Origin of the sequence: Variovorax sp. 160MFSha2.1 (assembly GCF_048305075.1) — a bacterium.
GTDB classification, from domain to species: domain Bacteria; phylum Pseudomonadota; class Gammaproteobacteria; order Burkholderiales; family Burkholderiaceae_C; genus Variovorax; species Variovorax guangxiensis.
The window spans coordinates 3349070-3375939 of sequence record NZ_CP157624.1; the positions used below are offsets into that span (position 1 = coordinate 3349070).

A 26870-nucleotide genomic window follows, 5' to 3' on the forward strand; every position below is an offset into this window, starting at 1 on the left:
TCACCCCTTGCGCAGCCAGCCGCCGAGGGCGCCGAGCAGTCCGCCGCGCTGCTGCTGATGCTGCTGCGCGTGCGCGGCCGTGCCGGCGGCGAGCTCGGCGAGGTCCGACGGCACGCCCCCGGCCGCGACGCGCGGCGAGGAGGCGATCTGCCCGAGGTTCTCGAACAGGTAGCGGCGCGGCTCCACGCGGTGGCCCAGCGTCAGGGCCGCCTGCTGCACGGCGCGCAGCACCAGAAGCGAGTCGCCGCCGAGGTCGAAGAAGTTGTCGCCGGCGCGGATGTCGGCCACGTCGATGCCGATCACCTCGGCCCAGATGCGGGCGAGCTGCGCCTGCTCGGGCTCGAGCTGGCTCTGCTTCGCCCTGGCCGCGCCGCCGTTGCCGTCGACGGCGCCGTCGACGGTACCGTTAGCGGCGGCGGCCTTGCCCGGATCGGCCGCCGCCATCTTGCGCAGGTAGGCGGCGCTGGTCGACATCTCGGGGTCGGAGATCCGCTCCAGCGTGGCGCCCGGCTCCTCGGCCACGCGGCGCAGCACTTCGAGGTAGCGCTCGCGCAGCTGGGCGCCGGTCTCGCGCAGGTAGACGTCGGCGTTGTAGATCAGCGCGCCTTCCAGGCCGTGCGGCTTGTCCATCAGCCACACGCCGATGTCGTCGGTGGCGCCGTGCTGCATCACGTGCACCTGGCGGGTCTGCAGGCTGCCGACCGAGCGGGCGCGCTCGCGGGCGTCCTGGAACGAGAACATCGACTGGTAGGGCCCGGAGGTCTTGATCTGCCCCGCGTAGCCCGGCTCGGCCATCAGGCGCTCGAAGGGCACCTGCTGGTTGTTCATCATCGACAGCAGCTCCTGCTTCACGTAGCGCATGAAGGCCGGCAGCGCGAGCGAGCGGTCGATGGTGAGCGATACCGGCAGCACGTTGTTGAAGAAGCCCATCACGTCTTCGGTCTCGGCCTGCTGGCGCCCACGCACCGGGTTGGCGATGACGATGGCGTCGTTGCCGGTCACCTGGGCCATGGTCAGCGCGTACACGCCGAAGGTCAGCATGCTCAGCGTCACGTCCATGTCGCGCGCGATCTCGCGCAGCCGCTGCGTGCTCTGCAGGTCGATGTGGATCCAGTGCGCGCCGCCCTGGCCGCTCTTGCCGGCGCGCCGGGGCATGTCGGTCACCGGCGGACGCACGGCCTTGGCGCCTTCGAGGCGGCCGCGCCAGAAGGCGAGCTGCTCCTCGCAGGCAGGCCCGGCCAGCCACTTCTCCAGCCACTCGGCGTAGTCCCCCTGGGTGGTGGAGAGCGCGGGCAGGTTGTGCGGTCGGCCGCGCTCGGCCGCGTCGTACAGGGCCGAAAGCTCGCGCTGCATCAGGTCGAAGGACCAGCCGTCCCAGATCAGATGGTGCGGAACGAAAAGGAAGACGTGCTCGTTGTCGTCGAGCTGGAACAGCGTCGCATGCATCATCGGCGCGCTGCGGATGTCGATGGGCCGGTCCGCCAGCTCCTGCATGCGCTCGGCCAGTTCGGCCTCGCGCTGGTCGGCGGGCAGGCCGCGCAGGTCCACCAGCGGCAGCGTGAATTCCGCTGACTCCGAAATCACCTGCACCGGCCTGCCGCTTCCCGCGTCGATGCCGATGTGGGTGCGCAGCGAGGGCTGGCGGCGGATGATCTCGCGCCACACGTTCTCGAAGCGTGCCGCGTCGAGCTGCCCGGTGAGCCGCTGCGCAGAGGGCGCGTTGTAGACCGAACGGCCGGGGTGCAGCTGCTCCATGAAGCGGATGCGCTCCTGCGCCATGGTCAGCGGCGCGGTGGTGCGCCCGATGCTGCGGCCGATGGGCGCCTGCAGCCCCACGCCCGCGCCCTGCAGCGCCTGGATGGACGCCGCCAGCTTCCCGGCCGTGGGGGACTCGAACAGGGTGCGCAACGGCACCGTCACCTGGAACTCGCGGCTCAGCAGCGTGGTGAGCCGCGCGGCCAGCAGCGAATGGCCGCCCATGGTGAAGAAGTCGTCGTGCATGTCCAGCCCGGGCAGGCTCAGCACCTTCTCCATCAGCGCGAGCACCTTGCGCTCGTGCTCGTTGCACGGGCCGGCGCCGCGGCGCACCTCGTCTCGCGGCACCGCCTGCGGAGCCGGCAGCGAGACGCGGTCGATCTTCCCGTTGGCCAGCTTGGGCAGCACATCCATCGTCACCACGTGCTGCGGCAGCATGAAGGCCGGCAGGTGCTTGCGCAGGTGCACCATCAGCGTCTCGAGGTCGAAGCCCGCACCCTGCTTTAGCGCGAGGTAGGCCACCAGCCGCACGTCACCGGGGTTGTCCTCGCGGGCGATCACCACCGCGCGCGAGACGCCCTCGACCTCGCAGCAGCGCACCTCGATCTCGCCGGGCTCGATGCGGTAGCCGCGCACCTTCACCTGGAAGTCGAGCCGGCCGAGGTGGTCGAGCAGGCCGTCGTTGCGCCAGCGGCCGCGGTCGCCGGAGCGGTACACCTTCTTAGGCGTGCCGAAGATGCGCACCGTGACGAAGCGCTCGGCGGTCAGCTCGGGGCGGTCGAGGTAGCCCAGCGACACGCCTTCGCCCGCGATGCAGATCTCGCCCGGCACGCCGATGGGGCAGGGCTGCAGGTCGGCGTCGAGGATCCAGATCTCGGTGTTGTCCACCGGCCTGCCGATGGAGACGCCGCGCGAGGCGATCTCCTCGGGGCGCACATGCCAGGCGGTGGAATACACGGTGGTCTCGGTCGGCCCGTAGCCGTTCCACAGTCCTTCCATGCGTTCGCACAGCGCCAGCGCCATGCTCGGGCGCAGTGCCTCGCCGCCAGTCCAGCCACGAAAGCCCGGCGCACCGCCGGCCCACTGGGCATCCAGCAGCAGCTGCCACATGCCGGGCGTGGCCTGCAGCAGGGTGATCTGCTCCTCGTCGAGCGTGCGCGACAGGCGCGTGCCGTCCATCGCGACCTCGCGCTTGACCATCACCAGCTCGGCGCCCGCCGCCAGCGGCAGCAGCAGGTCGGGCACGGCCATGTCGAAGGACAGGGTGGTGACCGCCGCGATGCGGTCGTGCGGCCCGACGCTGGATTCGCGCTGCATCCACTGCAGCAGGTGCGCCACGCCGCGGTGATGGGCGATGACGCCCTTGGGCAGCCCGGTCGAGCCCGAGGTGTAGATGATGTACGAGGCGTCTTCGGGGCCGGGGTCGTCCGCGCTCGGCGGCAGCGGCTCGCCGGAGAGCTGGCGCCAGTTGTCGCGGTCGATCTCGAAGATGCGCGCGCCCGCGTCGGCACGCCAGTCGCGCGGCGCGACCGCGATGTCCGACGAGGTCAGCATCAGGCTGAGGCTGGCGTCGGTGGCGTAGTGGTCGAGCCGGGCCTGCGGGAAGGCGGTGTCCAGCGGCACGTAGGAGGCGCCCGCCTTGAGCACGCCCAGCATCGCGACCACCATTTCCAGGCTGCGCTCCAGGCACAGGCCCACGCGCTGGCCGCGGCCCACGCCACGTGCGCGCAGGGCGCGTGCGAGGCGGTTGGACAGCGCGTCGAGCTCGCCGTAGCTGCAGCTCCTGGCGCCGTCGCGCACCGCGGGGCTGTCGGGCTGCATCGGCACGCGCGCCAGGAAGCCCGCATGCGCCAGCGGCGCGCCGACCAGCGGAACGCGCGCCGGCTGCAGTGCGATGAGCTCGCGCGCGGCCTCGGCCGACAGCACCTCCAGCCGGCCGACGGTCTCGTCGGGCCTGTGCGAGGCCGACTGCAGCACGCACTCGAACATGTCGAGCCAGCGCTGCACGCTCACCTCGTCGAAGAGGTCGGTGTTGTATTGGGCCTCGACCATCAGGCCGCCTTCGTGCGGGCGCAGGTTGGCGAAGAGCTCGAAGTTCTCGTAGCGGCGGGCGATGGTGTCCTGCACCACGTCCAGCGTGGTGAACGCCTGCGCGCTGCTGGCCACGTCGGGGTCGACGTTGAAGGCCACGCTCACCAGCGGCAGCCGGCTCGGATCGCGCTCCAGCGAGAGCTGGCCCAGCAGCGCGCCATAGGTGAGCGCCTGGTGGTCGAAGGCGTCGAGCACGGCGGTGCTGCACTCGTCCATCAGCGCGTCGAAGCGCATGCCGGCGTGCGCGGCGATGCGCAGCGGCAGCAGGTTCACGCAATGGCCGACCAGGCCCGGCATGTCGTGCGCGAGCTGACCCGAGGCCGGGATGCCCACCACGATGTCGTCCTGCCCCGTGAGGCGGTGCAGCGTCGCCACGAAACCGCTGAGCAGGCCGGTGAAGAGGCTGATGCCGGCCTTGGTGCTGGCCGAGCGCACGGCGGCGACCAGCCGCCTGTCGAGCAGCCGCTCGGCGCGGCGCGAGTTGAAGGTGCGCGCGGCCGGACGCGGGCGGTCCATCGGAAGGTCGAGCACCGGCAGCGGGCTGCCGGGGAAGCGGCCGAGCCAGTAGTCGATGTGCGCCTGCATGTCGGGGTGCGCGGCGGCGGCGGCTTCCTCGGCGGCGAAGTCGGAGAAGAGCGGCGCGGCCTTCAGCTTCAGTCCGGTGCCGGTTTCCTCGGCGTAGAGATGGCCCAGCTGCTCGGTGATGACGGCCCACGACCAGCCGTCGCACACCACGTGGTGCGCCGACATCACCAGCTCGTGATCGGTCTCGCCGAGCCGGTAGAGCGCGGCGCGGAAGAGCGGACCGTGCTCCAGCGAGAAGGGCGTGCACACGGCCTCGTCGTGCGCATCGCTCAATGCCAGCGCGCGGGCCTCGGGCTCCAGTCCGGCCAGGTCGTGCTCGGTCATCGGGCTGCCGCCCGCGTGGCTCACCAGCATGCAGGTGCCGTCGGGCGAGATCGTGGAGCGCAGGGCCTGGTGGCGTTCCAGCAGCCGGGCCATGGAGCGCGAGAGCGCCGGGCGGTCGAGCTCGCCGCGCAGGCGCAGCACCACCGATTCGTTGTAGGCCATGGAGGCCTCGGAACCCAGCGTCGCGCCGAGCCAGACTTCGCGCTGCGATTCCGTGGTCGGAATGATGCACTCGACGGCACCACCGCTCGCGGCGGGCTTGAGGACGGCGTTCATGCTGCGACCTTTCCGTTGACGTGTTGCTGGCTGGCGGCGGCCGCGTCGGGCACGTACCAGAACGGCTGGCCGTCGATGTCGCGGGCCAGCACGGAGCCTTCCTCGGCCGGCTTGTGCCGGTCGAAGGCGGCGACGGGGACGGCGCGGCGCGGCAGGAAGCCGGATTCCTGCATCTCGGCGACCGATTCCTTGAAGGCGCGCTGGATGAAGGCGATGTCCTCGGCGCTGTGCGCGCTGGTGAGGAAGCACGGGAAGTTGTCCAGGATGTGGACCCCGCGGCTGCGCATCATGGCGAACAGCAGGTCCTGCAGCGGGTGGTCTTCGAGCCAGCTCACGCGCCACAGCGACGCGAAGTGCCGAATCTCCACCGGCGCGCCCACCTCCTTGCACCAGCCCGTGAGCTCCGCGGCCATGGCGGCGGTGCTCGTGTTGAGCCCCGACTGCAGCGCGGGCCCCGCTTCCTTCAGGTGCACGAGCGATGCCTTCGCCGCCGCGAGCGCGAGCGGATGGCGCACGAAAGTGCCCGCGAAGTAGGTCACGCCCACGCCGGGAATGGAGTCGTCGCCGTACTGCCAGGCGCCGCCGTCGAGCGCGTCCATGAACTCGCGCTTGCCGGCGATCACGCCCACCGGAAAGCCTCCGCCGATCACCTTGCCGTAAGTGGCCAGGTCGGCGCGCACGCCGAAGAACTCCTGCGCGCCGCCCAGCGCGGTGCGGAAACCCGTGATGACTTCGTCGAAGATCAGGCAGCAGCCGTTCTTCGCGGTGATCTCGCGCAGCTCGTGCAGGAACTCGCGCGGCTGGAAGTCGGGCCGGCGGCTCTGCACCGGCTCGGCCAGCACCGCGGCGAGGTCGCCCGCGTTCTCGCGGATGAACTCCAGCGCCTCGGGCGTGCCGTAGTCGAGCACGCGGATGTCGCCGAACATGCCGCTCATCACGCCCGGCGCGGCCGAGAGCCCCTTGCCGCCCTTGCCGGCGCGCACCAGCACCTCGTCGAAGGTGCCGTGGTAGGAGCCGGTGAAAACCACCACCGTGCTGCGGCCGGTGACGGTGCGCGCGATGCGCAGCGCCGCCATCACGGCCTCGGAGCCGGTGTTGCACAGGCCCGCGCGATCGTTGCCGGTGAGCTCGCACACCAGCGCCGTCACCTCGGCGGCCAGCGGATGCTGCGGGCCGATCTCGTAGCCCGCGTCGAGCTGGCGGCGCACCGCGTCGAGCACGAAGTCGGGCTGCCAGCCGAACATGTTCATGCCGAAGCCGTTGAGCGCGTCGACGTATTCGTTGCCGTCGAGGTCCCACATCTTCGAGCCCTTGGAGCGCTCGATGACGATCTGGTAGGTGATCTCCTTCGTGATCGGCCGGAAGCCGTTGACCACGCGCGGATCGGCCATGTGCGCCCGGTTGGCCTCGGTGAATTCCTTGCTCTTGCGCGTGCGCTCCACGTAGCGGCGGATGAAGGCCGCCAGCCGCGCCTTCTGCCGGCCGCTGGGCTCGGCGGTGCGCTGGGTGTGGATGCGGGCGATGGCGCCGAAGGCCTTGCTCACGTCGTAGCGCACGGGTTGGGCGGGTTCTTCGGTGGTTGCGACGGGGGCGGCCGGCGTTGCCGGTGCCGCAGCCACGGGTGTCGCCTGTGTCGCCTGCGCCGGCATCACCGGTTGCAGCGTCACCAGCGGCGCAGCGGGAACCGCGCCCGACAGCAGCGCGAGCTGCTGCCGCATCAATTCCATCTGTTGCGAAATCAGCTGCGGCAACTGGGTCTCGCCCATGGCGACGCTGCCTTGCATCGGCATGTAGACCGGCATCGGCACGGGCTGCGGCTGCGGCTGCGGCATTGCCCGCGGTACGGAGACCGCGCTTTCGACTGGCGCGGCCACCGGGGCAACCGCTGCAGCAACCGGCGCGGGCGCCGCTTCGGGCGGCAGGCTTTCGCGCAGGAAGGCGGAAAGCGCGTCGAAGCTGCGGTAGTTCTCCATCAGCTGGCGGAAGCTGACGGCGACCTTGAAGTGCTTCTTGATCTGCGTGGCTGCCTGCGTCAGCGTGAGCGAGTCCAGGCCCAGTTCGCTGAAGGGCGCCTGTCCCTCGGCCTGCGCCATGTCTAGGCCGGAGATGTCCTCGAACAGGGCGCGCAGGCGCGTGTCGATGGGCGACGCGTTTGGTGGAGGAAGAGGCGAGGGCGTAGCAGCGGTCACGATCGGCTCCAGGGCAATGGGTGGGACGACGACGGCGGCGGCGACGGGCGCAGCCGCGACAGATGGGGTCACGGAAGAAGAGGCGGCTGGGGCGATGTCGACCCAGCAGCGCTTGCGCTCGAAAGGCGTGGTGGGCAGGCGCACGCGCTGCGCGCCGGCACGGGCGGTCAGGCGCGAGAGTTCGACCTCGGCGCCGCAGGTCCACAGGCGCGCGAGCGCGAGGCGCAGGGTGCGGGCCTCGCCGGCATCGCCGCCGGGCTCCATGTGCAGCAACGGCACGACGCTGCCCGCGCCGGCGCCGTGCTGGCGAACCAGCGTGGCGAGCGTGTTGCGCGGGCCGGCCTCCACGAAAAGCGGGTTCTGCACCTGCGCCATCGCGCTGCGCACCGCCGGCGAGAAGCGCACGGTGCCGCGCAGGTGGCGGGCCCAGTAGACCGGGCTGGTGGCATCGGCGTCCCCGAGCGGCTGGCCTGTAAGGGTCGAGAAGATCGGAATCTGCGGCGCGCGCAGCGCCACCTTGGCCACCAGCGCCTCGAAGGGCGCGACGGCCGGGTCCATCATGGCCGAGTGGAAGGCGTGCGAGGTCTGCAGCGCGCGGCTGGGAATGCCGTCGGCTTCCAGCGCGGCCTGCAGCGCGGCAATGTCCTCGAAGGGGCCGGCGGTGACGCAGGCGGTGGGGCCGTTCTCGGCGGCGAGTGAAAGATTCGGGCCGAGGCGGCCGGCGAGATCGGCCGCGCCCATGCGCACCGACAGCATCGCACCCGCGGGCTGCGCCTGCATGAGCGCGCCGCGGCGGGCGACCAGCCGCGCGGCGTCCTCGAGCCGCATCACGCCGGCGATCACGGCCGCGACGAACTCGCCGACGCTGTGGCCGATCAGTGCATGCGGCCGTGCGCCCAGTGCCAGGAGCCGGCGGGCCAGCGCGTATTCGAGCGTGAAGATCGCCGGCTGCGTGGCGGCGGTAGGTGCCAGCGCCTGCGGGTCGTCGCAGAACATGCGCTCGCGCAGGTCGAAATCGGTCGCGCCGGCGAAGGCGGCCATGCAGTCGTCGAAGGCCGCGGCGAACACCGGGTCGTTCGCATGGAGGTTGCGGCCCATGCCGGCGTACTGCGCGCCCTGTCCGGGAAACATCAGCACGAGCTGCTGCGCGCGCTGGGCGGCGCGGCCGCTGGTGCCGCCCGGCGCGGCGGCATCGCGCAGCGCTGCCACCGCTTCGGCAGTGCTGCCGGCCACGACCGCGCGGCGAAAGGCGTGGGCCTTGCGGCCTACCGCGAGGGTGTGGGCCACGTCGGCGAGCGACAGCTCGGGCCGGGCTTCGAGATGCGCGGCAAGCTGGCCGGCGGCCACGCCGAGCGCGGCCTCGGAGCGTGCCGAGAGCAGCAGCACCTGGTCGCCCACGGCCGGTGGCGAGGCCGGGCGCGGCGGCGCTTCCTCGACGATGACGTGCGCGTTGGTGCCGCCCACGCCGAAGGAACTGACGCCCGCGCGGCGCGGCTGCCCGTCGCGCGGCCATGCCTGCAGGCTCGCGGTGACGTGGAAGGGCGTGCGCGCGAAGTCGATCGCCGGGTTCGGCGCGCTGAAATGCACCGTCGGCGGAATCTGCTCGTGGTGCAGCGCCAGCGCCGTCTTGATGAGGCCCGCCGCGCCCGCCGCCGTGACCATGTGGCCCACGTTGCTCTTGAGTGAACCGAGCGTGCAGAAGCCCAGTGCGTCGGTGTGCTCGGCATAGGCGCAAGCCAGCGCCTCGACTTCCACCGGGTCGCCCATCGGCGTGGCGGTGCCGTGCGCTTCCACGTAGGAGATGCTGCGCGCGTCCACGTCGGCGGCCGCCAGCGCGGCGCGGATGACGGCCGCCTGCCCGTCGACGCTGGGCGCGGTGAAGCTGGCCTTGGCGCCGCCGTCGTTGTTCACGCAGGCGCTGCGCAGCACGGCGTAGATGGTGTCGCCGTCGGCCTGCGCGTCGGCCAGGCGCTTGAGCAGCACCACGGCCGCGCCGTCGCTGAAGACGGTGCCCCGGGCCTGCGCGTCGAAGCTGCGCGTGTGGCCGTCGGGCGAGAGCATCGAGCCCTCGTTGTAGAGATAGCCGCTGTGCGGCGGGCAGGTGACCGATGCGCCGCCGGCCAGCGCCATGTAGCACTGGCCGGTGCGCAGCGCGTGGAAGGCATGGGCCACCGCCACCAGCGAGGTCGAGCAGGCGGTGTGCACGCTGACGGCCGGCCCCGTGAGGTTGAGCCGGTTCGCCACCCGCGTGGTGATGTAGTCCTTCTCGTTGGCCAGCATCACCTGGAACTCGCCCACCGGCTCCACCAGGTCGGGCCGGGTGCTCACGTGGCGCTGGAAGTAGGTGGCGTTGTACATGCCGGCGTACACGCCCACCGGGCCCGGCGCCGCGTCGGGCACGTAGCCGGCGCGCTCCAGCGCCTCCCAGCAGATCTCGAGGAACACGCGCTGCTGCGGGTCCATGAGCTGCGCTTCCTTCGGGCCGATGCCGAAGAAGGCGGCGTCGAAGTCCTCGATGCCGTCGATCACGCCGCGGGCGCGCACGTAGGCCGGGTCGCTGCGCAGCGCTTCGGAGATGCCGGCGTCGAGCGAGGCGTCGTCGAAGAAGCTGATCGTGTCGCGGCCGGCGACGAGGTTGTCCCAGAACTGCTCCACGTCGGCCGCGCCGGGAAAGCGCCCGGCGGTGGCGATCAGCGCGACGGCGTCTTCAAGATGGGTGGCCGCTGCGTCCGGTCGATCCTTGAAACCGGGCGCAGCGGCCGTGGCGGGCTGTTCGTCCGCCGGCTGCATCCGCGCACCCATCGCTTTTGGCGTGGGATTGCGGAAGAAAAGATTGGCCGACAGCGGCACCACCGAGTCCTGCCGCAGGTCGGCCAGCACCTGCAGCACGAGCAGCGAATCGCCGCCGAGGTCGAAGAAGTTGTCGTTGCGTCCGACCTTCGCGATGCGCAGCGCGCGCGCGAAGGCATCGCACACGCGCTGCTCGACGGCGTCGCGCGCTTCCTCGAAAGGCTGGGCAAGCTCGGGGCGTTCGCCGGCCGGATCGGGCAGCGCCTTGCGGTCGAGCTTGCCGTTGGGGGTGACGGGCAACCGGGCGAGCCACACCTGCGCCGAGGGCACCATCGCCGCCGGCAGGCGCTCGGTGAGGTGGGCGCGCAGGGCGTCCCACGAAAGCTGCTCTTGCGCAGAGCGCGAAACCAGGTAGGCGACAAGGCGCAGCTGCCCGTTTCCGTCGGGCCGGGCGATCACGGCGCACGACTGGATGGCCGGGTGCGCGAGGATCGCTGCCTCGACTTCGCCGGTCTCGATGCGGTGGCCGTGGATCTTCACCTGGCCGTCGCGGCGGCCGATGAATTCGATGGTGCCGTCGGGCAGCCAGCGCGCGAGGTCGCCGGTGCGGTAGAGCCGCTCGCCAGGGGCGCCGAAGGGATCGGGCACGAAGCGCTCGGCGCTGAGCGCGGGCTGCAGAAGGTAGCCGCGCGCCAGCCCGTGGCCGCCGATGCAGAGCTCGCCAACGAAGCCGGTCGGCAGCAGCGCCATCGATGGGCTCAGCACGCGCAGCACGGTGTCCTTGATCGGACGGCCGAGCGGAATGGAGCGCAGGCCCTCGGGCAGGGGCGCGGCGATGCGGTGCGTGGCTGCGAAGGTGGTGCACTCGGTGGGGCCGTAGCCGTTGCTCAGCGCGAGCTGCGGCAGTGCGGCGAGCGCGCGCCGCACGTGCGGCACCGAGAGCGCCTCGCCGCCGGTGAACAGGTGGCGCAGGCCGGCGAGGTGCGCCGGGTCGTCGTCGATCACCGCATTGAAGAGCGCGGCCGTGAGCCAGGCCGTGTGCACGCCGTGGCGCTCGATGGTGCGGGCCAGGCCCGCGCCGGTGGGCACGCGCTCGTCATGGATGACGCAGCAGCCGCCATTGAGCAGCGGTCCCCATATCTCGAGCGTGGCCGCGTCGAAGCCCAGCGGTGCCGCGTGCAGCATCGCGAGGCCCGGGGCGAGGTCGACGTAGTCCACGCCCACCACCAGCCGCAGGATCGAGCGATGGCAGATCTCGATGCCCTTGGGCGTGCCCGTGGAGCCCGAGGTGTACATGACATAGGCCACCGACTCGGCATCGATGGCCGGTGGATTCCATGAACTCCGGTTTTGCTTGTCTTGCTGCTCGTCGACCAGAAAAACGCCGTGATGAGGGGGGACGAGGTGGCGGTGCTCCCGCGTGGCGAGCACGCGGTTCGCACCGGCCTCGGCAAGCATGTAGGCGATGCGCTCGGCCGGGTAGTCCGTGGGCACGGGCACGTAGGCGCCGCCGGCCTTGAGGATGGCGAGCTGGGCGACGATGGCCGGCATCGAGCGGTCGAGCAGCATGCCCACGCTGTCGCCTGCCTGGACGCCGAGGCTTTGCAGATGCAGGGCGAGGTCGCTGGAGCTGCGGTCGAGTTCGCCGTAGCTCATGCGTGCGTCGCCCTGGGCGATGGCGATGGCGTCGGGGGATGTCGCCGCCTGGCGGGCGAACATCGCGGGCACGGTCAGGGCCGGGTCCACGGGTGTGAGGGCGGTGTTCCAGCCTTCGAGCTGATCGGCTCGGTCGGCTTGAGGCTGGGTGCGGATGTCGCTCAGGGCTGCGTCCGGGCGCTCGATCAGGTCATGGGCTGTGTCGGCGAGGGCTGCGAGCAGCTGGTCGATCGCCGCCGGGTCCATCAGGCTCGCGGCCGCGTCCATGTGAAGTGAGACGGTGGTTGCGTCGAGGCGCAGGCGCACGGGGGCGTCGGCGTCTTCCGTTGGGAACGAGCGGCGGATGCCGTCCAGTTCGGCGAGCCAGGCGCCTGCAGCCCTGGCTGCGTCGACCTCGACGGCGACGGGTCCATGCACGGCCCGCGGGCTTCCGAGCCAGCGCGACTGCAGCAGCAGCCATGCGGCCACGAAGGGCGTGTCGGGCAGCTGGCCGCTGGCGGCGAGCCAGCGTGTCCAGTCGCGCGCGAGGATTGGGGAGAGCGTCGCCGATCCAGCGTGGCGGCCGGTGAGGCCGTTCGAATTGGATCGCGGCACGAACAGGTCTTCCAGAGAGAGCTCCGGAGCACCTTGCATCGCCTGCGAAACAGTTTGAATTTCCACGTAAATATCCCAAAAGAAATACGGCGAAAGCAATCAGGCGAATGGAAAATCCATTCGCCTAATTGAAAGAGCAGGAGATGGTCCGCGCTTTTTTCGTGTCTTCATCCTAGGGTGTTTGCAACTGCCGATGTGGGGACTTAAGGCTTAAGTTACAACTGGATGAAGTTATTTCTAAAACGTACTACCCGAATCGTCCCGGACGGGGTAACTGATGCGCCGTTCGCGGTGAAAAGGGTGCCGGACGACGCTCTCCGGGCATCGGGGAAGCCCGGCAGAAGCAAGGTACTCAAGGGGAGATTCAGGGGGAATCAGGGGCGGAGGCGCCGCGGCGGGCGCATCAGGGGTGGTCCGGACGATGCCTCCCGGCGGGCCGGCGAACCATGCGGAAACCGCACCGGAAAATTCGTCGAAAAATGAAACATCCTCCCGGTGCCGACTGTTTTTAATTGGCAGAGGCTGTAACCGTATAAAAGATATTCAAACAAAACCTGAAAATTGAAAAAGGCATTGGAAATTGGGTGAGGCCGGAGAATCCAGCTTGCAGGGAGTGCAATGAATTTCGCGACATCCCATTACCCGGTGTAGTTCCACGGCACCGGAACCGCTTTCCCAAATTGGCTTTTCAGGCAATTCGCCACCGTTGCCACGACCCGCTGTCGAATGAGCGGCCCGCAGCGAAAAAGCCCCGAAGCCACCGGAACGGCTCGCGACTGCTGTTAGCCTTCGCGCATTCTTCGAGCGCGGTTCCGGGGCACCCGGCAGCGCGCAATCCAGGTTGTGCAGGAAGGAATCCGGTGGTGGTTGTGACAGGAAGGAACTGGCGCGCGGGCGCTGTGCTCGCGGCGGCATTGGTGGTGGCGGCATGCTCCACGTCTCCCAAGGCGCCAGTGGCGGGGCCGGGCGAATACGTCGTCCAGCCGGGCGACACGCTCTATCGCATCGCGTCGAGGGCAGGGCGCTCGCCCGGCGACATCGCGCGCTGGAACAATCTCCAGGACCCCGACAAGCTCGAAGCGGGCCAGGTGCTGCGCGTGGTTCCTCCGGGCGGCGCCGGCTCGTCGGAGCCGCCGCCGAGCCGCGAACGGCCCGAGCGCCCCGAGCGTCCTGAACGCGCGGAGCGCCCCCGGCCGCCGCGAGCCTCGGCACCGGAACCGGTCGCGCCGCCCGCATCCCGCCGCAGCGACTGGACCTGGCCCTCGCAGGGCCCGGTGATCGCGGGCTTCAACGGCACCAGCAGCAAGGGCGTGGACATCGGCGGCAGCCTCGGCGACCCGGTGGCGTCCATCGGAGCGGGCAAGGTGGCGGTGACCGAAACGCTGCGCGGCTACGGCAGCGTGGTGATGGTCGACCACGGCGGTTCATATATGTCGATCTACACCAACCTGCGCGCCGTGCAGGTCAAGCAGGGCCAGCAGGTGAAGCAGGGCCAGAAGCTCGCCGAGATCGGCAGCTCCGACGGCACGCGCGCGCGCCTGCACTTCGAGATCCGCTACCGCGGCAACGCTGTCGATCCGCGCCAGTACCTGCCGGCGAAGTGAGCTGAAGTGAGTCGTCCGGCCGGAGGCGGTGAGCGATCTCTGGCGAACGGCATCCCCCGAATTGGCGATATCGCGATGCCTGCGAAGTGATCAGACTCCCGCTGATTCTTGAAAAGGGGCGGCGATGGAACTCGTGCACTGGATGTTCGTCATTCTCGGCATCGCGCTGGCTCTGACCATGCAGTGGCTGCTCCTTGCCCCCTTCAGCCTCGAGTGGCGGCCGCTGCGCGAGCAGATCGCCGAGCAGGTCACCCAGTCGGCCGCGCTGCTGCAGGAGTGCTCGGCCGGGGCCGACTCCCAGGCCTGATCTGATCCGTCCGCCCCGCGCGGTGTCGTCACCGCGGACGGTCGTGCGCGCCCTCTAAGATGCTCGCTGTTCGGGACCGACCCGGACGATGCAGACGCGACAGGCAAAGGGAGGGCTACGACGCATGATTTCTTTGCTACACACCGCGGACTGGCAGATCGGCCGCGTGTTTTCCCAGTTCGAGCCCGACGACGCCTCGGCGCTCTTCGAGGCGCGCTTCAAGGCCGTCGAGCGGCTCGCCGCCATCGCCAGCGAACGCAAGGTCGACGCCGTGCTGGTCGCGGGCGATGTGTTCGACCTGCAGACCGTCTCGGACAAGACCATCCGCCGCATGTTCAACGCCATGCAAGGCTTTGCCGGACCGTGGCTGCTGATTCCGGGCAACCACGATTCGGCGCTGAGCGAATCCGTCTGGAGCCGCGCGCAGCGGCTGGGCGCCATCGCGCCGAACGTCGTCTGCTGCCTGGAACCCAGGCCGCACACCGTGGCCGGCAAGTTCACGCTGCTGCCCGCGCCGCTCACGCAGCGCCACACCTATGGCGACCTCACCGAATGGTTCGCCGCCGCCGAGCCGGAGGATGAAAGCCTCCCCCGCATCGGCCTCGCGCACGGCAGCGTGCAGGGCATCCTCTCGGAAGACATCGACTCGACCAACCCCATCGCCGCCGGCCGCGCCGCGCAGGCCGGGCTCGACTACCTCGCGCTCGGCGACTGGCATGGCACGCGGCAGATCGACGAGCGCACCTGGTACGCCGGCACGCCCGAAACCGACCGATTCAGGGCCAACGACTCCGGCCAGGCGCTGCTGGTCGGCATCGCCGGTGCCGGCGCGCCGCCCGTGGTCGAAACCATCCGCACCGGCCAGTTCGACTGGCAGCAATGGGAACCCCGGCTCGCCGTGCCCTCCGACATCGACGAGCTGGTGCGCAAGCTCGAGCAGATCGGCAGCGGCGACGTGCTGCAACTGCGCGCCCAGGGCAGCTGCGACCTTGCCGGCCACAACCGGCTGAACGCAGCCCTCGATGCCGCGCGCGCCCGCGCCCGTGCGCTGGTTTGGGAAGGTGAAGCGCTGCGGCTGGAGCCGACCGAAGACGACATACAGGCACTGCACGCCGACGGCTTCGTCGGCGAGGCGCTGCAGGCGCTGCGCGAGCAGCAGGGCGGCACCGATGCCGAGCTGGCGCGCGACGCGCTGCTCACGCTCGCGCGCATCCTCGGTACGCAGCCGGGAGCGGCCGCATGAAGCTGCAGCGCCTTCGCATCGAGAACTTCAAGCTCTTCCGCGCGCCGCTCGAAATCGACGGGCTGACGGACGGGCTCAATCTTTTCGCCGCGCCCAACGAATCGGGCAAATCGACCGTCGCCGAGGCCATCCGCGCCGCTTTCTTCGAGCGGCACCGCTCCAGCGCTGTCGAGCATCTGCGGCCCTGGGGCGAAAGCTCGGCGACGCCGATGGTCGAAGTCGATTTCGAGCTCGACAGCAAGCGCTACCGGCTCACCAAGGCCTTCCTGGGCAAGAAGCGCTGCGAACTGGTGATCGACGGCAGAGCCATGGACGGCGCCGTCGCCGAAGACCACCTCGCGGCCCTGCTGGGCTTCCGCTTTCCGGGCAAGGGCGCCAGCACGCCCGAGCACATGGGCATTCCGGGGCTGCTGTGGATCAAGCAGGGCACCTCGCACGACATCGCCAGCGCGGTGGGCTTTGCCAGCGACCATCTGCGCAACGCGCTCGGCGAATCGCTGGGCGAACTGGCCTCCAGCAACGGCGATGCGGTGCTGAAGGCGGTGGAGGCCGAGCGCAACGAACTGCTGACGCCCGCCGCCGGAACACCGCGTGGCGCTTACGCCGACGCGCTCAAGCTGCGCGCGGAACTCGAAGCCGAACTCGAGCGGCTGCATGCCGACATCGAGTCTTACCAGTCGGGCGTCGACCGCCTCTCCAATCTGCGCCGCGACCACCAGCGCGACGAAGCCGCGCGGCCGTGGGCGGCATTGCGGGAGCAACTCGTCGTCGCGCAGCAGCGGCTCGACGAAGCCCGGGGCCTGGACGAGAAGAAGACCGCCCAGGAAGCCGCGCTCAGGCAGATCGCCGCGCAGGTGAATTCATGGCGCACCCAGTTGCAGGCGATGGAGCGCGAGGAAGGCTCTCTCGCCCAGCGGGAGGCGAACCTGCGGAAGACGCAGGAAGTCCTGGCCAAGGCGCTCGGCGAACTGCAGGCATGGGAGCCGCGCCATGCGTCCGCCACGAAGGCCGATGCCGAAGCTCGCGAGAACCTGCGCCTGGCGCGACAAGCTGCCTCACGCATCGCACAGGAGAAAACCATCGAAAGCCTGGCCGAGCAGCTCGCCGCGCTCTCGCAAAGCCACGAGAAGGCAAAGGCCGAACAGGAGAAAGTCACCCGCCTGCAGGCCGAGGCGCAGGCGCTCGCGGTGCCCGAAGGCGAGCTCAAGCGGCTGCGGCAGTGCGCGGACGTGCTTCGCACTGCTCAGGCCAGGCTCGACGCGGTGGCGACGGCCCTGGAGTTCGAACTGCAGCCCGGCGCCAAGGTCCGCGTCGCAGGAACTGAGCTGACGGGCTCGCAGCGCCAGACCGTCATCGCCCGCACCGACATCGAGATCGAAGGCGTGGGCCGCATCAGCGTGCTGCCGGGCGGCGCGGACCTCGAAAGCATCGCCATCGAGCGCGACCGCGCGCGGGACCAGCTTGCGGCGCTGCTTCAGGGCCTGCGCGCCGAAAGCTTGGCGGCGGTCGAAGAGCGTGCGCGGCAGCAGGTTCTACGCAAGGGCGAGGCCGGTGCCGCCGAAGCCGTGCTCGCAGCGCTGGCCCCCAAGGGACTCGGCGCGCTCGCCGCCGACGTTGCGACGCGCGAAGCCCGCCTCGCGGAAGCCCGGCAGGTGCTGCAGGCCATGCCGTCAGCGCCGGCTGCAGGCATGGCCGTGCCATCGGCTGAGTCAGAAGAAGCCGCTGCGCGCGCCGCATTGGAGGCAGCCTCCGCCGCCCTCAACGACGCGAAGGTCGCGGCTGGCAATGCCCGCGAACAGGTGAAGGCTGCTGAAGACGAACTCGCCGCAGTCAAGGCCACCCTCAACGACCCCGCACGCGCCGGCAGAAAGACCGAAGCCGGCGGCGCACTGACCGACGCGCTGGCGCAGCAGTCAGCCATGCAGGACAAGCTCTCAGAACTGGCCCAGCGCCTGCAGACCGTCAACCTGCCCGTGCTCGCGCAGGACGTGGAGCGGCTGGAGCGCAGCGCAAGGCAGGCCGAGGCCGCGCACAGCCAGCGCGCCAACGAGATCACCCGGCTCGAAGTCGAGCTGGAAACCAAGGGCGCCCTCGGCCAGGAAGAAGCCGCCTCGGAAAAGCAGCGAGAACTCGAACACGCCACGCGCCGCTGCGCCGAACTCGAACGCCGGGCGAGGGCGCTCGACCATCTGCTCAAGCTGCTGCGCGAGAAGCGCTCCGCACTGGCGCGGCGCCTGCGCGCGCCGTTGCAGAAGCATCTCGACCACTACCTGCAGATTCTTTTCCCTGGCGCACAGATCGAGGTCGGCGATGATCTCTCGCCCGGCCGCATCACGCGCCAGGGCCTGCGCGGCGCGCAGAGCGGCGAGTTCGAGGAACTCAGCGTGGGCGCGCGCGAGCAAATGGGCGTGGTCGCACGGCTAGCCTACGCGGACCTGCTGAAGGAAGCGAACAAGCCGACGCTGCTCATCCTCGACGACGCGCTGGTCAACACCGACGAGGAGCGCCTGCGGCAGATGAAGCGGGTGCTGTACGACGCGGCGCAGCGGCACCAGATTCTGATCTTCAGCTGCCACCCCGAGGCATGGCGTGACTTGGGCGTGGTGGCGCGAAGCATTCCCTGAGGCTGCTTTCCAGTTTTGGCGGCTCGACGTGCGGGCGCAAGCCCGGCCGGTTTCCAGTGGTTGCCCGGTAGTCCAACTCGTCGAGCCGCCGCCCCGTTTGGGCGTGGCTATACTGCGCCGGTCGCGTCAAAAAAAGCGTGATCGGGATTGGCCTCCCACTGAAACCGCTGCGACGCAAGCCGCAGTTTCCCCGCAGGGTCTGCGGCTTCGTCATTTGAGCTTCCGGTTTTGGCGGCTCGATGGGCGGGCGCGAGCCCGGCCGGTTTCACGCAAGTGGTTTCCCGGTAGGCCAACCCGTCGAGCTGCCGCCCCGATTGGCCTCGGTGCGTCGGTTTCAGAAACACGAAACCCTTGGAGGCCTCTCATGGCTGCATCCGCTCGCGCATCCGCGCGCGTCTCTTCCCCTTCCGAATCTTCCGCTTCACAGAGCGCCGAGCTGCTCGCGCTGCAGCTGTGCGACGACATCGGTGGCCTTCAATCGATGCAGCGCGCGTACGCGTGCCTCGAAAAGCTCATCGTCCAGCAGGGGGTGAGCGATACGCAGGAGGTCTATCCGAGCCGCGCCGAACTCGCGGCGCTGGTGGGCGTGGTCAACGAGGAACTGCAACGTCGGATCGACGCGGCGGATGCCACCGCGCAATCGCTGCGCGCCGGCCTTGGAAAAGGCGGCACGCAGTGAACATGCTCGCCGGCTACTTGCCCGCCGGTACGAAGAAAAGATATTCGCCGCGCCCCAACTCGGGCGTGATCGTGTAGCCCGCGCAGAGGTCTTCCGTGCACTGGATGACGATCACGCGCGGCCAGATCGTCGCGGCCGTGGGGTAGCCCGGCAGGTACTGCGGCACGTGCCACACGCCGAGGGCGCCGACCGGCAGCGCGTTCTCGGTGCCGCGCGCGTTCTGCAGGCCGCTGCCCATGTTCATCCGCTCGACGCGCAGCGGCTGCTGCACGGCCGCTGCCGCCGCCGTGGTGGCAGCGCAGCAGGCCGCCAGCCAGAGCAGGAATACGGTCCTGGTCATTTGGCGCTCCGTGCGGTCATTGCGCGGCGGGGGCCGGGCGCGGTGCGGTTGCGATGTCGTCGGAGCGCTGGTCCAGCATGCGCGACGCGGCCCGGATGGAGGCGACTTCGCCCGGGTCGATCGGCGTCACCGTGGCGCTGACGACGGGCATCGTGACCACGCCCGTGTCTTCGGAGGCTGCCGCGGCCTGCTGCTGCGGGGCAGGCGAGGCTTGCGCGATGTGCTCGGTGTGCGCGGGAGGCGGCGGCAGCGGAGCCGGGGCGGCCGGCGAAGTGGCAGCCACGGGCTGCGGAGCCACCGGGGCAGGGGCCGCTGCAGCCACCGCGCGAGGCGGCGAGGCGGCAGCGCCGCTGGCCGATGCCTGCGGTCCGTAGGCCGTCACGCGCTCTTCCGCCGTCATCGACTGCGGGCACTTGGTGCCGGTCATCTCCAGCGCGGCCATCGCGGCCGGGTCCATGCAGTCCATGGCCAGCGACGCTGCCTTCATGCCCTTGTTCCAGAGCTCGCGGCTCATCTTCAGGCGCTTGCAGTGCTCGTCCGTCCAGGTGGTGCCGAAGCTCAGGCCCACGCCAGGGCCGTTCGCGCTGGCGCTGCTGCTGCCCATGCAGGTGTCATTGCTCGTCGTCAGGTTGGGTCCGTTGACCGACGGCACGTTCTTGATCGTGTAGCTGCCGCGGTAGTCGACGGTGTTCGTCGTCGCGCCGGTGTTGTTGACGTTCTGGTTGCTGGTCATCGTCGACTGGGTGGTCACGCTCGCCGGGCTCGAAAACGTCACCGACTGGCTGTTGCCCTGGGCCGAGGTCGTGGCCGAACTCGACGATCCGTTGTTCGCACCCGTGTTGGTGTTGGTCTGTTGGGCGATAGCCACCACGGAGAAGGTCAGCAGTGAAAGAAAAAGCAGCTTCTTCATTTTTTCGACTCCTTTGAGGACCGGGGAGAGGGCGTTTCCTGCCGCTCTCCCCATTTCCAGGTTCAGCAACCGGTTTGCGCAAGGCAAGGTTCAGGGAGCCGATGCTGTCGAGCTCGCGCCCGCCGTGCCGCCGGTGCCGCCACCGTTGGTGAAGCCGCCGGCGTTGCCCCATGCGAAGTTGGTGACGCCGAAGGAGCCGCCGGTGGAGCCTGCCGTGGCCGAGGTGCTCGTGCCGTTGATGGGCCCGTTGATCGCACCGGACGAGGCGTTGTAGCCGGAGGTCGTGGTCGAGGTACGGGTCACCAGGGCGATGCCGCCGCCGGGGCCGGCGGCCGTCGCCGCCGTGTTGTTGGTGGTGGAAGAGGCTGCGCCGCCAGCGCTGCCGCTGACGTGCGTGGCGCCGCCCGCGGAGTAGTTGGCGTTGCCCGCCGAGGTCGCGTTGGCCGAAGCGTTGGCGCCGCCGGTGGCCAGGCCGTTGCCGGTCGTCACCGCCATGCTGGTCACGCGGCCGGTGGTGGTTGCCGAGCCGCCCGCCGTCGCGCCGCCGATGGCGAAGCCCGGAACCGCGAACGCGCCGCCCGAGGCGTTGGCATTGGCCGCCGAACTCGACGTGGCCGAGTTGTAGCTCAGTGCGCTGCCCGTGCCGGAGCTGGCGGCGGTCGATCCGGCGGAGCTGGAAGAGCCGGTCGTGGTGGACGTCGCGGCGACCGCGGTGCTGCCGACCGTTGCCGAAGCGACGCTGCCGACAAGGACCACGGCGATGGCGATGAGAGTCTTCTTCATGATGCTTCCTCGAGTGATGTGGAACAAACCCGATCGCCGGACCACCCGGCTATCAGCTGACGGTCTGTAACGCGGTGTGGAGTGGCTTGCGTGACGACCGGAGTGCAGTTTCTGCGCCGGGGAAGCAATGAAAAATGCCCTGTGCTGGGTAATGCGAGGCTATGGCGAAAGGCATGGCTGCGAGCCTTTCCGGCAAGACGGAAAAACGCTTGCGCCACACGATGGCGGCAAGCGGAATCGCGGGATTCGAGGAGGCATCAAGGGCGCTAGAAACCAGATGCAACCGAAGTAATCGAATCTGCGGCGGCGCTTCGGGTATCCCCGTGTCCACGCTTGCAAAAGCCTTGCGCAGCGCTTTACCGCGGCCGCGCCGGACGGCGGCGGCCGGGCCTTCAGACCCTCCGTTCGGCCATCTATCCGTTGTCACGCCGCACCCGGGCGCTTTGTCCTGCTTCCTGGCCCGCGCGGGCGGGGTTTTTGACTCCCCCACAAAAGGGCGCCTTGCTCATGTGCGAAAGCGGGCCGATTTCTACATTCATCCCCATGGCCGAACGCCGAAGCTCAAGCCGGGCAACAGGCGCTCCAGGCCGGTCACTACAACCAGGGGATACGCATGGAACTGCTCGCACTGCTGCCGACGACCTTCATGAACCTGCTGCGCGAAGACGCCGGCATGTCGTTCATGGAGTTCGCGCTCATCGGCGCGCTGGTGATGGTCGTGTGCCTGCTCCTGCTGCTCGCCATCCGGCGCACTGCCTGAACCCGTGGAGACCGACATGCAGGAACTCGACGCCGTTCTCGAACTGCTGGCGATGCTGGCCACCGACCTTCGCATGCTCGTGCTGCTGGCGCTGCTGGCCACGGCCGCCGTGAGCGACTGGCGCTCCTACCGCATCCCCAACTGGCTGACCTTCGGCGGCGCGCTCTTCGCGCTGGTCTACGGAACGCTGGCCGCGCGCACCCCCGCCGTGGGGGCCGCAAGCGCATTCGGCGGGCTGGGCGTGGGCTTCGCGGCGATGGTGCCGTTCTACGTGATCGGAGTGATGGGCGCCGGCGACGTGAAGCTGATGGCCATGGCCGGCGCCTTCATCGGGCCTGAGCAGGCGCTGATGGCGGTGCTTTTCACCTTCATTGCCGGCGGCGTGGCGGCCATGGTCTTCGCGATCCACCAGCGCCGCGTGGTGCGCATGCTGACCAACGTCAAGGACGCGGCACAGGGCGTGATGCTGTCGGGCATGGTCGGCATTCGTCCCTCGGGACGCATCGGCGCCAGCCAGTCCATCGGAAGGCTGCCCTACGGCATCTGCATCGCGGCGGGCACGGTCGTCGAAGTGCTCGCGCACCAGCTGGGCTACGTCTAGCCCCTTCACTTTCCCTTTCATCTCATCTCATCTGCGACGGAGGTTCACATGAAGAACATCAAGGCGATCGGGCTGATCCTTCTGGCCCTGCTGACGGGGCTGGCGGCCGCCGTCTATGCGGCGGGGTGGATCTCGAAACAGGGCGGCATCGCGTCCAACAAGGTCGTGGTGGCGGCGGTAGACATCGAGCTGGGCAGCCGCGTCAACCCGCAGATGCTCACGACGATCGACTGGCCCAGCGGCTCGGTGCCGAACGGCGCGTTCAGCGACATCAAGGCGCTGGACGAGCGCGTGGTGAAGGTCGGCGTGCTGCGCGGCGAAGCGGTCATCGAAGGAAAGCTGGCGCCGGTGGGCACGCAGGGCGGGCTCTCGGCGGTGATCGCCAGCGGCAAGCGGGCGATGACGGTGCGCGTCAACGACGTGGTGGGCGTGGCGGGCTTCGCGCTGCCGGGCAACTACGTGGACGTGATGGTCAACGCCCAGCAGGACAAGGGCCGCGGCGAAGAAGCACTGCAGATCAGCAAGACCGTGCTCGAGAAGGTGCTGGTGCTGGCGGTGGCGCAGGAAGCCAACCGCGACGACACCAAGCCGAAGGTGGTGAGCGCCGTCACCCTCGAACTCTCGCTCGAGGACTCCGAGAAGCTCGACCTGGCCCGCAGCGTAGGCACCCTGTCCTTGGTGCTTCGCAACCAGATGGACAAGACCACGGTGGCCACCGACGGCATCACCAAGGGCCAGCTCTTCGGCGCCAAGGAACTCGTGCAGGTCGCGGCGACCGCGCCTGCTCCGGCACCGGCCCGCCCGCGCGCCCATCGCCCGGGCCCCGCCGCGACGCCGGCTTCCCAGTGCGTGGAAATCATCCAGCACGCGGGCAGCTCGCTGACCTGTTTCTGAACCGGTTCGACATTCGACAGGAGGAACACCAAGTGCGCCATATCCCCACAACACTCGTCAGCCTGCTGGCGGCCTTCGCGACAGTGGCGGCTCCCGCCATGGGCGCCGAGGTCGCGGCAACCGCCTCGGCCGCGGGCGCCATGCCCGCCGCAGCCACCGCCACCACCCAAGCCGCGGCGGCAGGCAGCAGCAGTGCCTCTGCCGCTGCCAACGGCAGCCGCCGATGCACCGCCATCATTCCCGACGACCAGCCGACCCAGGCCGTGCTGGGCAAGTCGGTGGTCATACCGCTGAAGGCGCGCGTGGTGCGCATCGTGGTCAGCGGCCAGCCGCCGAGCCGCGCACCTGTACCGGCGGCCGCCGCGGCTGCAGTGCCCGCCGGCATGCAGCCCGTCGCGGCACCCGCGGCCAACGCGAACACCAGCGACGGCGTCGCGGACGTCGACGTGACGCTGCTGAGCCCGACCGACCTGTTCTTCCGGGGCCGCCAGGCGGGCTCGATGAACGTGGTGCTGCAAAGCGCCGATGGCACCTGCTACATCAAGGACGTCATCGTCACCATCGACCCGATGGCCCTGCAGTCCAAGCTGGCCGAACTGATGCCCGAGGAGCGCCGCATCCAGGTGCGCAGCGCCGAAAAATCCATCGTGCTCACCGGCGAGATCAGCGACGCCCTCAAGCTCGACGACGTGATGAGCCTGGCCTCGGCCTACGGCGCCGACGGCAAGAAGGTGGTGAACCTGCTTCGCGTGGCGACGCCGCAGCAGGTGATGCTCGAAGTGAAGATCGCCGAGGTCAGCAAGACGCTGCTCGACCGGCTGGGCGCCGGCCTCAACATTTCGCGCACGAGCAGCAGCGGGTTGAACACCTCCTCGCTGGTCTCGAATTTCCTCAGCGGCGGCGGCGGCCTCGTGCAGGCGCTGCGCATCGGCCGCGGCACGCTGACCGTCGACGGCCAGAAGGACGACGGGCTGGTGCGCATCCTCGCGGAGCCGAACATCATGGCCATCAGCGGCCAGCAGGCCAGCTTCCTGTCAGGCGGCAAGATCTTCATTCCGGTTTCACAGAGCGCAGCCGGTGGTAGCGGAACGAACATCACGCTGGAAGAAAAAGAATTCGGCATCGGGGTCAAGTTCACGCCCACAGTGCTCAACGGCAACCGGGTCAACCTGAAGATGGTGTCCGAGGTGTCGGACCTGTCGCAGACAGGCTCTCCGTTCACCACCGTCGGCGGCGTCACCGCCGTGCTGCCATCGCTGACGGTGCGGCGCGCCGACACCACCGTGCAGCTCAACGACGGGCAGAGCTTCGTCATCGCAGGCCTCATCAAGGCGAACGTGACGGAGTCGATCAAGCGCTTTCCGGGGCTGGGCGAGGTGCCGGTGATGGGCGCGCTCTTCCGCAGCACCGAGTTCCAGAACGAGCAGACCGAGCTGATGTTCGTCATCACGCCTCGCCTGGTGCGTCCGCTGGCCGAATCGCCGCGGGTGCCGACGGACAACCACGTCGTTCCCAGCCGCGCCGAGGTCTATCTCAACGGAGCTCTGGAGAGTTCCACCCCGGCCCCGGACGCACCGGCCAGCGAAACCAACAAGTGAGGAGCAACGCCATGTTCATCATCAGAACGACCACCGTCGCGCTCGTCTGCCTCCTCGGCGCCAGCTGCTCGCACGTCACGCCCAACTACGACGCGCGCTTCGGCGACGCGGTGCGCGACGCGAAAAGGAAGATGACGATCAACCCCGACGCCGGGAAGACGAACGACCCCGCCGCCGGCATGGATGGCCGCGCCGCGCGCGAGGCAATGAACCAGTACCACGAGTCTTACAAGACGCCGCCGCCGGCGGTCAACGTCATCAACATCGGCGGCCAGATCGGTGGTACGTCGAAGTGAAACGCACGCCGGGCTTGCACATGCACAGATTCACCTCACTCGAGTCTTTTTGGAAAGGAGCGCGCCACGAATTGCAATGAATCTTCTTCCTCCAACGATCTTTCTCGAAACTGATTTCCAACCGTTCAACCTCGAAAGGAACGAACCATGAAGAACTTTCTCAAGGCCATTGGCCAATCGACCCAAGGCTTCCTGCGCGAAGAAGAGGGCGCTCAGGTCGTCGAATACGCGCTGATCATCGCGGTCGTTTCGATCGCGCTGGTTGTTGCGCTGAAGGCACTTACCACCGGTGGGAGCTTCACGACCTTCATCAATCGCGTCACGGTCTGCCTGACCGGATCGGCACCCTGCGTGTGATTGGTCTACGTGGGGGAGGCGGTCCTCTGGCCCGCTTCGTTCCACTATTTCCGGATTCACGTGAATCTTCCTTCAACGAACCGAGGTCACCATCATGTTCAAGACATTGCTGAAAGACGAAAGCGGTGCTCAGGTCGTGGAGTACGCACTGATCATTGCCGTGGTCTCCATTGCTCTGGTCGTCGCGCTGCAGGCACTCACCGCCAACAACGGCGGCTTCACGAGCTTCATCGATCGTGTCGGCAAGTGCCTGACTCTGACGACTTGCAGCTGACGCCTTTCTGCGGAGGAGAGCAGGTCGTCGGGTTCGGCCCTGCTTTCCGATGCAGATCCAAGAAAGACCCATCATGCAAGCCAACAGCTCCAAGCGCCGCCAGTGCGGCGCGATGATCATCACTGCGGCGCTGATTCTGTTGTTCCTCCTTGGATTCATGGGCATCGCCCTGGACTTCGGGCATCTGTTCGTGGTCAAGACCGAGCTGCAGACAGCTGTAGACAGCTGCGCCCTGTCCGCTGCGCGCGAGCTCGACGGACAGGGCACGGCGATCACCCGTGCAACGAGCGCAGGCCAGACCGCCGGCAATGCCAACCGCGTGAACATGCAATCGAGCACCTGGAGCGGCCAGGGTCAGATCGTCGCGGCCGACATCACTTTCCGCGATGCGTCCTACGCCGTCACCACGACGCCCGCGCTGGCGCGGTATGCCCAGTGCACGCACACGCAGCCGAACATCAACATCTGGCTCATGAAGGCGATGGGGGCCTTCTCGGGCGATACCGCCGGCAACCCGGCGACTCGCAGCGTCGCGGCGAGCGCGGTTGCCACCCGTGCCAGCGCGCAGAGCGCGTGTCCCATTCCCGTAGCGGCGAAGCCCAAGACCGGTGGCGTAGCGCCGAACTATGGCTTCGTGGTCGGCGAGTGGGTGACGCTCATCATGGCGCAGAACGCCGCCGCCGGCGGGCAAATCGGCTGGGCCAATCTCGACGGCAGCAACAGTGCTTCGGAAACCGAAGCCGAGCTCAACGGCCGATGCGGCGCCAAGGTCGGCGACACGATCGGCACTCCTGGCGTGCAGACCTCGGTGGCCGACGTGTGGAACCAGCGCTTCGGCATCTACAAGAACACCAGCGACCCGAGCACGGCGCGGCCCGACTACACCGGCTACGCCTATACCTCGCTCAACTGGCCCGCGCAGTTCAACGCCTACAACGGCCCATCCCCGGGCTCAGGGACTGGTCAGAACTACCTGACTAAGCGCGCCGCCTTCGCGTCGTGCGCCGATACCGGCACGAAGGTGAAGGGCGCGAACAGCTGCGAATCGATCACCGGGCTGTCGCTCAACAGCTTCCAGAAGCTGGCCAACCCCGGCAATATCGCCGGCGGCCACATGCAGTACGGCCTCGACCGCCGCTTCGTGACGGTACCGGTCATCGATGGCGGCAACCACGTGATCGACTACCTCTGCATGCTGATGCTGCAGCCGCTGAGCATTCCGATGACCGACGTGCAGCTGGAATTCCTCGGCAACGCCGGCGCCGCCGGCAGCCCCTGCACCACCAGCGGGCTGGCGGGCGGATCGGCCGGGCCGCTGGTTCCGGTCCTGGTGAGATAGG

General features: G+C 69.1%; 18 protein-coding genes. 13 read left to right on the top strand and 5 right to left on the bottom strand.

Features of this window, described 5'->3' with window-relative positions:
• Both ABL838_RS15180 and ABL838_RS15185 read right to left on the bottom strand, forming a co-directional pair.
• Positions 1–5031 carry an amino acid adenylation domain-containing protein gene (locus ABL838_RS15180; protein ID WP_418125801.1) on the bottom strand — a complete coding sequence of 1677 codons (5031 nt, stop codon included), beginning with the start codon at positions 5029–5031 and terminating at the stop codon, positions 1–3.
• Positions 5028–12260 carry an amino acid adenylation domain-containing protein gene (locus ABL838_RS15185; RefSeq protein WP_418125802.1) on the bottom strand — a complete coding sequence of 2411 codons (7233 nt, stop codon included), beginning with the start codon at positions 12258–12260 and terminating at the stop codon, positions 5028–5030. The genes ABL838_RS15180 and ABL838_RS15185 overlap by 4 nt, the downstream gene beginning before the upstream one ends.
• An 863-nt stretch (positions 12261–13123) precedes the next feature.
• On the opposite strand from ABL838_RS15185, the gene ABL838_RS15190 reads away from it, so the two are divergent.
• The 5 genes from ABL838_RS15190 (at position 13124) to ABL838_RS15210 (ending at position 18717) form a co-directional block, all read left to right on the top strand.
• Entirely contained in the window at positions 13124–13864 is a 741-nt protein-coding gene (locus ABL838_RS15190) for a peptidoglycan DD-metalloendopeptidase family protein (protein WP_418125803.1), read from the top strand.
• A gap of 124 nt (positions 13865–13988) precedes the next feature.
• Positions 13989–14171: a hypothetical protein gene (locus ABL838_RS15195; RefSeq protein ID WP_126019712.1), complete on the top strand. Its 183-nt coding sequence runs from the start codon at positions 13989–13991 to the stop codon at positions 14169–14171.
• A 124-nt stretch (positions 14172–14295) separates the two neighbouring features.
• Positions 14296–15414, top strand: coding sequence for a metallophosphoesterase family protein (locus ABL838_RS15200; protein WP_126019714.1), 1119 nt, complete (start codon positions 14296–14298; stop codon positions 15412–15414).
• Positions 15411–18038: an AAA family ATPase gene (locus ABL838_RS15205; protein WP_418125804.1), complete on the top strand. Its 2628-nt coding sequence runs from the start codon at positions 15411–15413 to the stop codon at positions 18036–18038. The genes ABL838_RS15200 and ABL838_RS15205 overlap by 4 nt, the downstream gene beginning before the upstream one ends.
• A gap of 364 nt (positions 18039–18402) precedes the next feature.
• The gene (locus tag ABL838_RS15210) at positions 18403–18717 is read left to right on the top strand and encodes a hypothetical protein (RefSeq protein ID WP_418125805.1); all 315 of its coding nucleotides are present in this window, start codon (positions 18403–18405) and stop codon (positions 18715–18717) included.
• 13 nt (positions 18718–18730) lie between these two features.
• Here ABL838_RS15210 and ABL838_RS15215 read toward each other — a convergent pair whose 3' ends face one another.
• From ABL838_RS15215 to ABL838_RS15225, 3 genes are all read right to left on the bottom strand, one after another.
• On the bottom strand, positions 18731–19057 hold the full coding sequence (locus ABL838_RS15215; protein ID WP_369662355.1) for a hypothetical protein: 327 nt from the start codon (positions 19055–19057) through the stop codon (positions 18731–18733).
• Positions 19058–19073: 16 nt separating this feature from the next.
• Entirely contained in the window at positions 19074–19967 is an 894-nt protein-coding gene (locus tag ABL838_RS15220; RefSeq protein ID WP_418125806.1) for a hypothetical protein, read from the bottom strand.
• 90 nt (positions 19968–20057) lie between these two features.
• Positions 20058–20750, bottom strand: coding sequence for a hypothetical protein (locus ABL838_RS15225; RefSeq protein ID WP_184637956.1), 693 nt, complete (start codon positions 20748–20750; stop codon positions 20058–20060).
• Between the two features lie 613 nt (positions 20751–21363).
• Between ABL838_RS15225 and ABL838_RS15230 the strand changes: the two genes are divergently transcribed.
• The 8 genes from ABL838_RS15230 to ABL838_RS15265 all read left to right on the top strand — a co-directional run bounded on the left by ABL838_RS15230 (position 21364) and on the right by ABL838_RS15265 (position 26869).
• Positions 21364–21510, top strand: coding sequence for a hypothetical protein (locus ABL838_RS15230; protein WP_165909544.1), 147 nt, complete (start codon positions 21364–21366; stop codon positions 21508–21510).
• A 16-nt stretch (positions 21511–21526) separates the two neighbouring features.
• Positions 21527–22111, top strand: coding sequence for an A24 family peptidase (locus ABL838_RS15235; protein WP_184637954.1), 585 nt, complete (start codon positions 21527–21529; stop codon positions 22109–22111).
• A 48-nt stretch (positions 22112–22159) separates the two neighbouring features.
• Positions 22160–23005, top strand: a complete 846-nt coding sequence (cpaB, locus tag ABL838_RS15240; RefSeq protein ID WP_126019729.1) for a Flp pilus assembly protein CpaB — start codon at positions 22160–22162, stop codon at positions 23003–23005.
• Between the two features lie 98 nt (positions 23006–23103).
• Positions 23104–24603 carry a type II and III secretion system protein family protein gene (locus ABL838_RS15245; RefSeq protein WP_418125867.1) on the top strand — a complete coding sequence of 500 codons (1500 nt, stop codon included), beginning with the start codon at positions 23104–23106 and terminating at the stop codon, positions 24601–24603.
• Positions 24604–24614: 11 nt separating this feature from the next.
• A complete protein-coding gene (locus ABL838_RS15250) occupies positions 24615–24899 on the top strand; it encodes a hypothetical protein (protein WP_418125807.1) in 285 nt (94 codons plus the stop codon).
• Between the two features lie 147 nt (positions 24900–25046).
• On the top strand, positions 25047–25256 hold the full coding sequence (locus ABL838_RS15255) for a Flp family type IVb pilin (RefSeq protein WP_418125808.1): 210 nt from the start codon (positions 25047–25049) through the stop codon (positions 25254–25256).
• A gap of 94 nt (positions 25257–25350) precedes the next feature.
• Positions 25351–25530, top strand: coding sequence for a Flp family type IVb pilin (locus ABL838_RS15260; protein ID WP_418125809.1), 180 nt, complete (start codon positions 25351–25353; stop codon positions 25528–25530).
• A gap of 73 nt (positions 25531–25603) precedes the next feature.
• Positions 25604–26869, top strand: coding sequence for a pilus assembly protein TadG-related protein (locus tag ABL838_RS15265; RefSeq protein ID WP_418125810.1), 1266 nt, complete (start codon positions 25604–25606; stop codon positions 26867–26869).
• Position 26870 lies beyond the last annotated feature (1 nt).

What these genes read in the sequence shown, in the direction of transcription:
- ABL838_RS15180 (WP_418125801.1), bottom strand. Translation starts at nt 5,031, where the DNA reads ATGAACGCCGTCCTCAAGCCCGCCGCGAGCGGTGGTGCCGTCGAGTGC.
- ABL838_RS15195 (WP_126019712.1), top strand. Translation starts at nt 13,989, where the DNA reads ATGGAACTCGTGCACTGGATGTTCGTCATTCTCGGCATCGCGCTGGCT.
- ABL838_RS15200 (WP_126019714.1), top strand. Translation starts at nt 14,296, where the DNA reads ATGATTTCTTTGCTACACACCGCGGACTGGCAGATCGGCCGCGTGTTT.
- ABL838_RS15205 (WP_418125804.1), top strand. Translation starts at nt 15,411, where the DNA reads ATGAAGCTGCAGCGCCTTCGCATCGAGAACTTCAAGCTCTTCCGCGCG.
- ABL838_RS15210 (WP_418125805.1), top strand. Translation starts at nt 18,403, where the DNA reads ATGGCTGCATCCGCTCGCGCATCCGCGCGCGTCTCTTCCCCTTCCGAA.
- ABL838_RS15215 (WP_369662355.1), bottom strand. Translation starts at nt 19,057, where the DNA reads ATGACCAGGACCGTATTCCTGCTCTGGCTGGCGGCCTGCTGCGCTGCC.
- ABL838_RS15220 (WP_418125806.1), bottom strand. Translation starts at nt 19,967, where the DNA reads ATGAAGAAGCTGCTTTTTCTTTCACTGCTGACCTTCTCCGTGGTGGCT.
- ABL838_RS15225 (WP_184637956.1), bottom strand. Translation starts at nt 20,750, where the DNA reads ATGAAGAAGACTCTCATCGCCATCGCCGTGGTCCTTGTCGGCAGCGTC.
- ABL838_RS15230 (WP_165909544.1), top strand. Translation starts at nt 21,364, where the DNA reads ATGGAACTGCTCGCACTGCTGCCGACGACCTTCATGAACCTGCTGCGC.
- ABL838_RS15235 (WP_184637954.1), top strand. Translation starts at nt 21,527, where the DNA reads ATGCAGGAACTCGACGCCGTTCTCGAACTGCTGGCGATGCTGGCCACC.
- cpaB (WP_126019729.1), top strand. Translation starts at nt 22,160, where the DNA reads ATGAAGAACATCAAGGCGATCGGGCTGATCCTTCTGGCCCTGCTGACG.
- ABL838_RS15245 (WP_418125867.1), top strand. Translation starts at nt 23,104, where the DNA reads ATGGGCGCCGAGGTCGCGGCAACCGCCTCGGCCGCGGGCGCCATGCCC.
- ABL838_RS15250 (WP_418125807.1), top strand. Translation starts at nt 24,615, where the DNA reads ATGTTCATCATCAGAACGACCACCGTCGCGCTCGTCTGCCTCCTCGGC.
- ABL838_RS15255 (WP_418125808.1), top strand. Translation starts at nt 25,047, where the DNA reads ATGAAGAACTTTCTCAAGGCCATTGGCCAATCGACCCAAGGCTTCCTG.
- ABL838_RS15260 (WP_418125809.1), top strand. Translation starts at nt 25,351, where the DNA reads ATGTTCAAGACATTGCTGAAAGACGAAAGCGGTGCTCAGGTCGTGGAG.
- ABL838_RS15265 (WP_418125810.1), top strand. Translation starts at nt 25,604, where the DNA reads ATGCAAGCCAACAGCTCCAAGCGCCGCCAGTGCGGCGCGATGATCATC.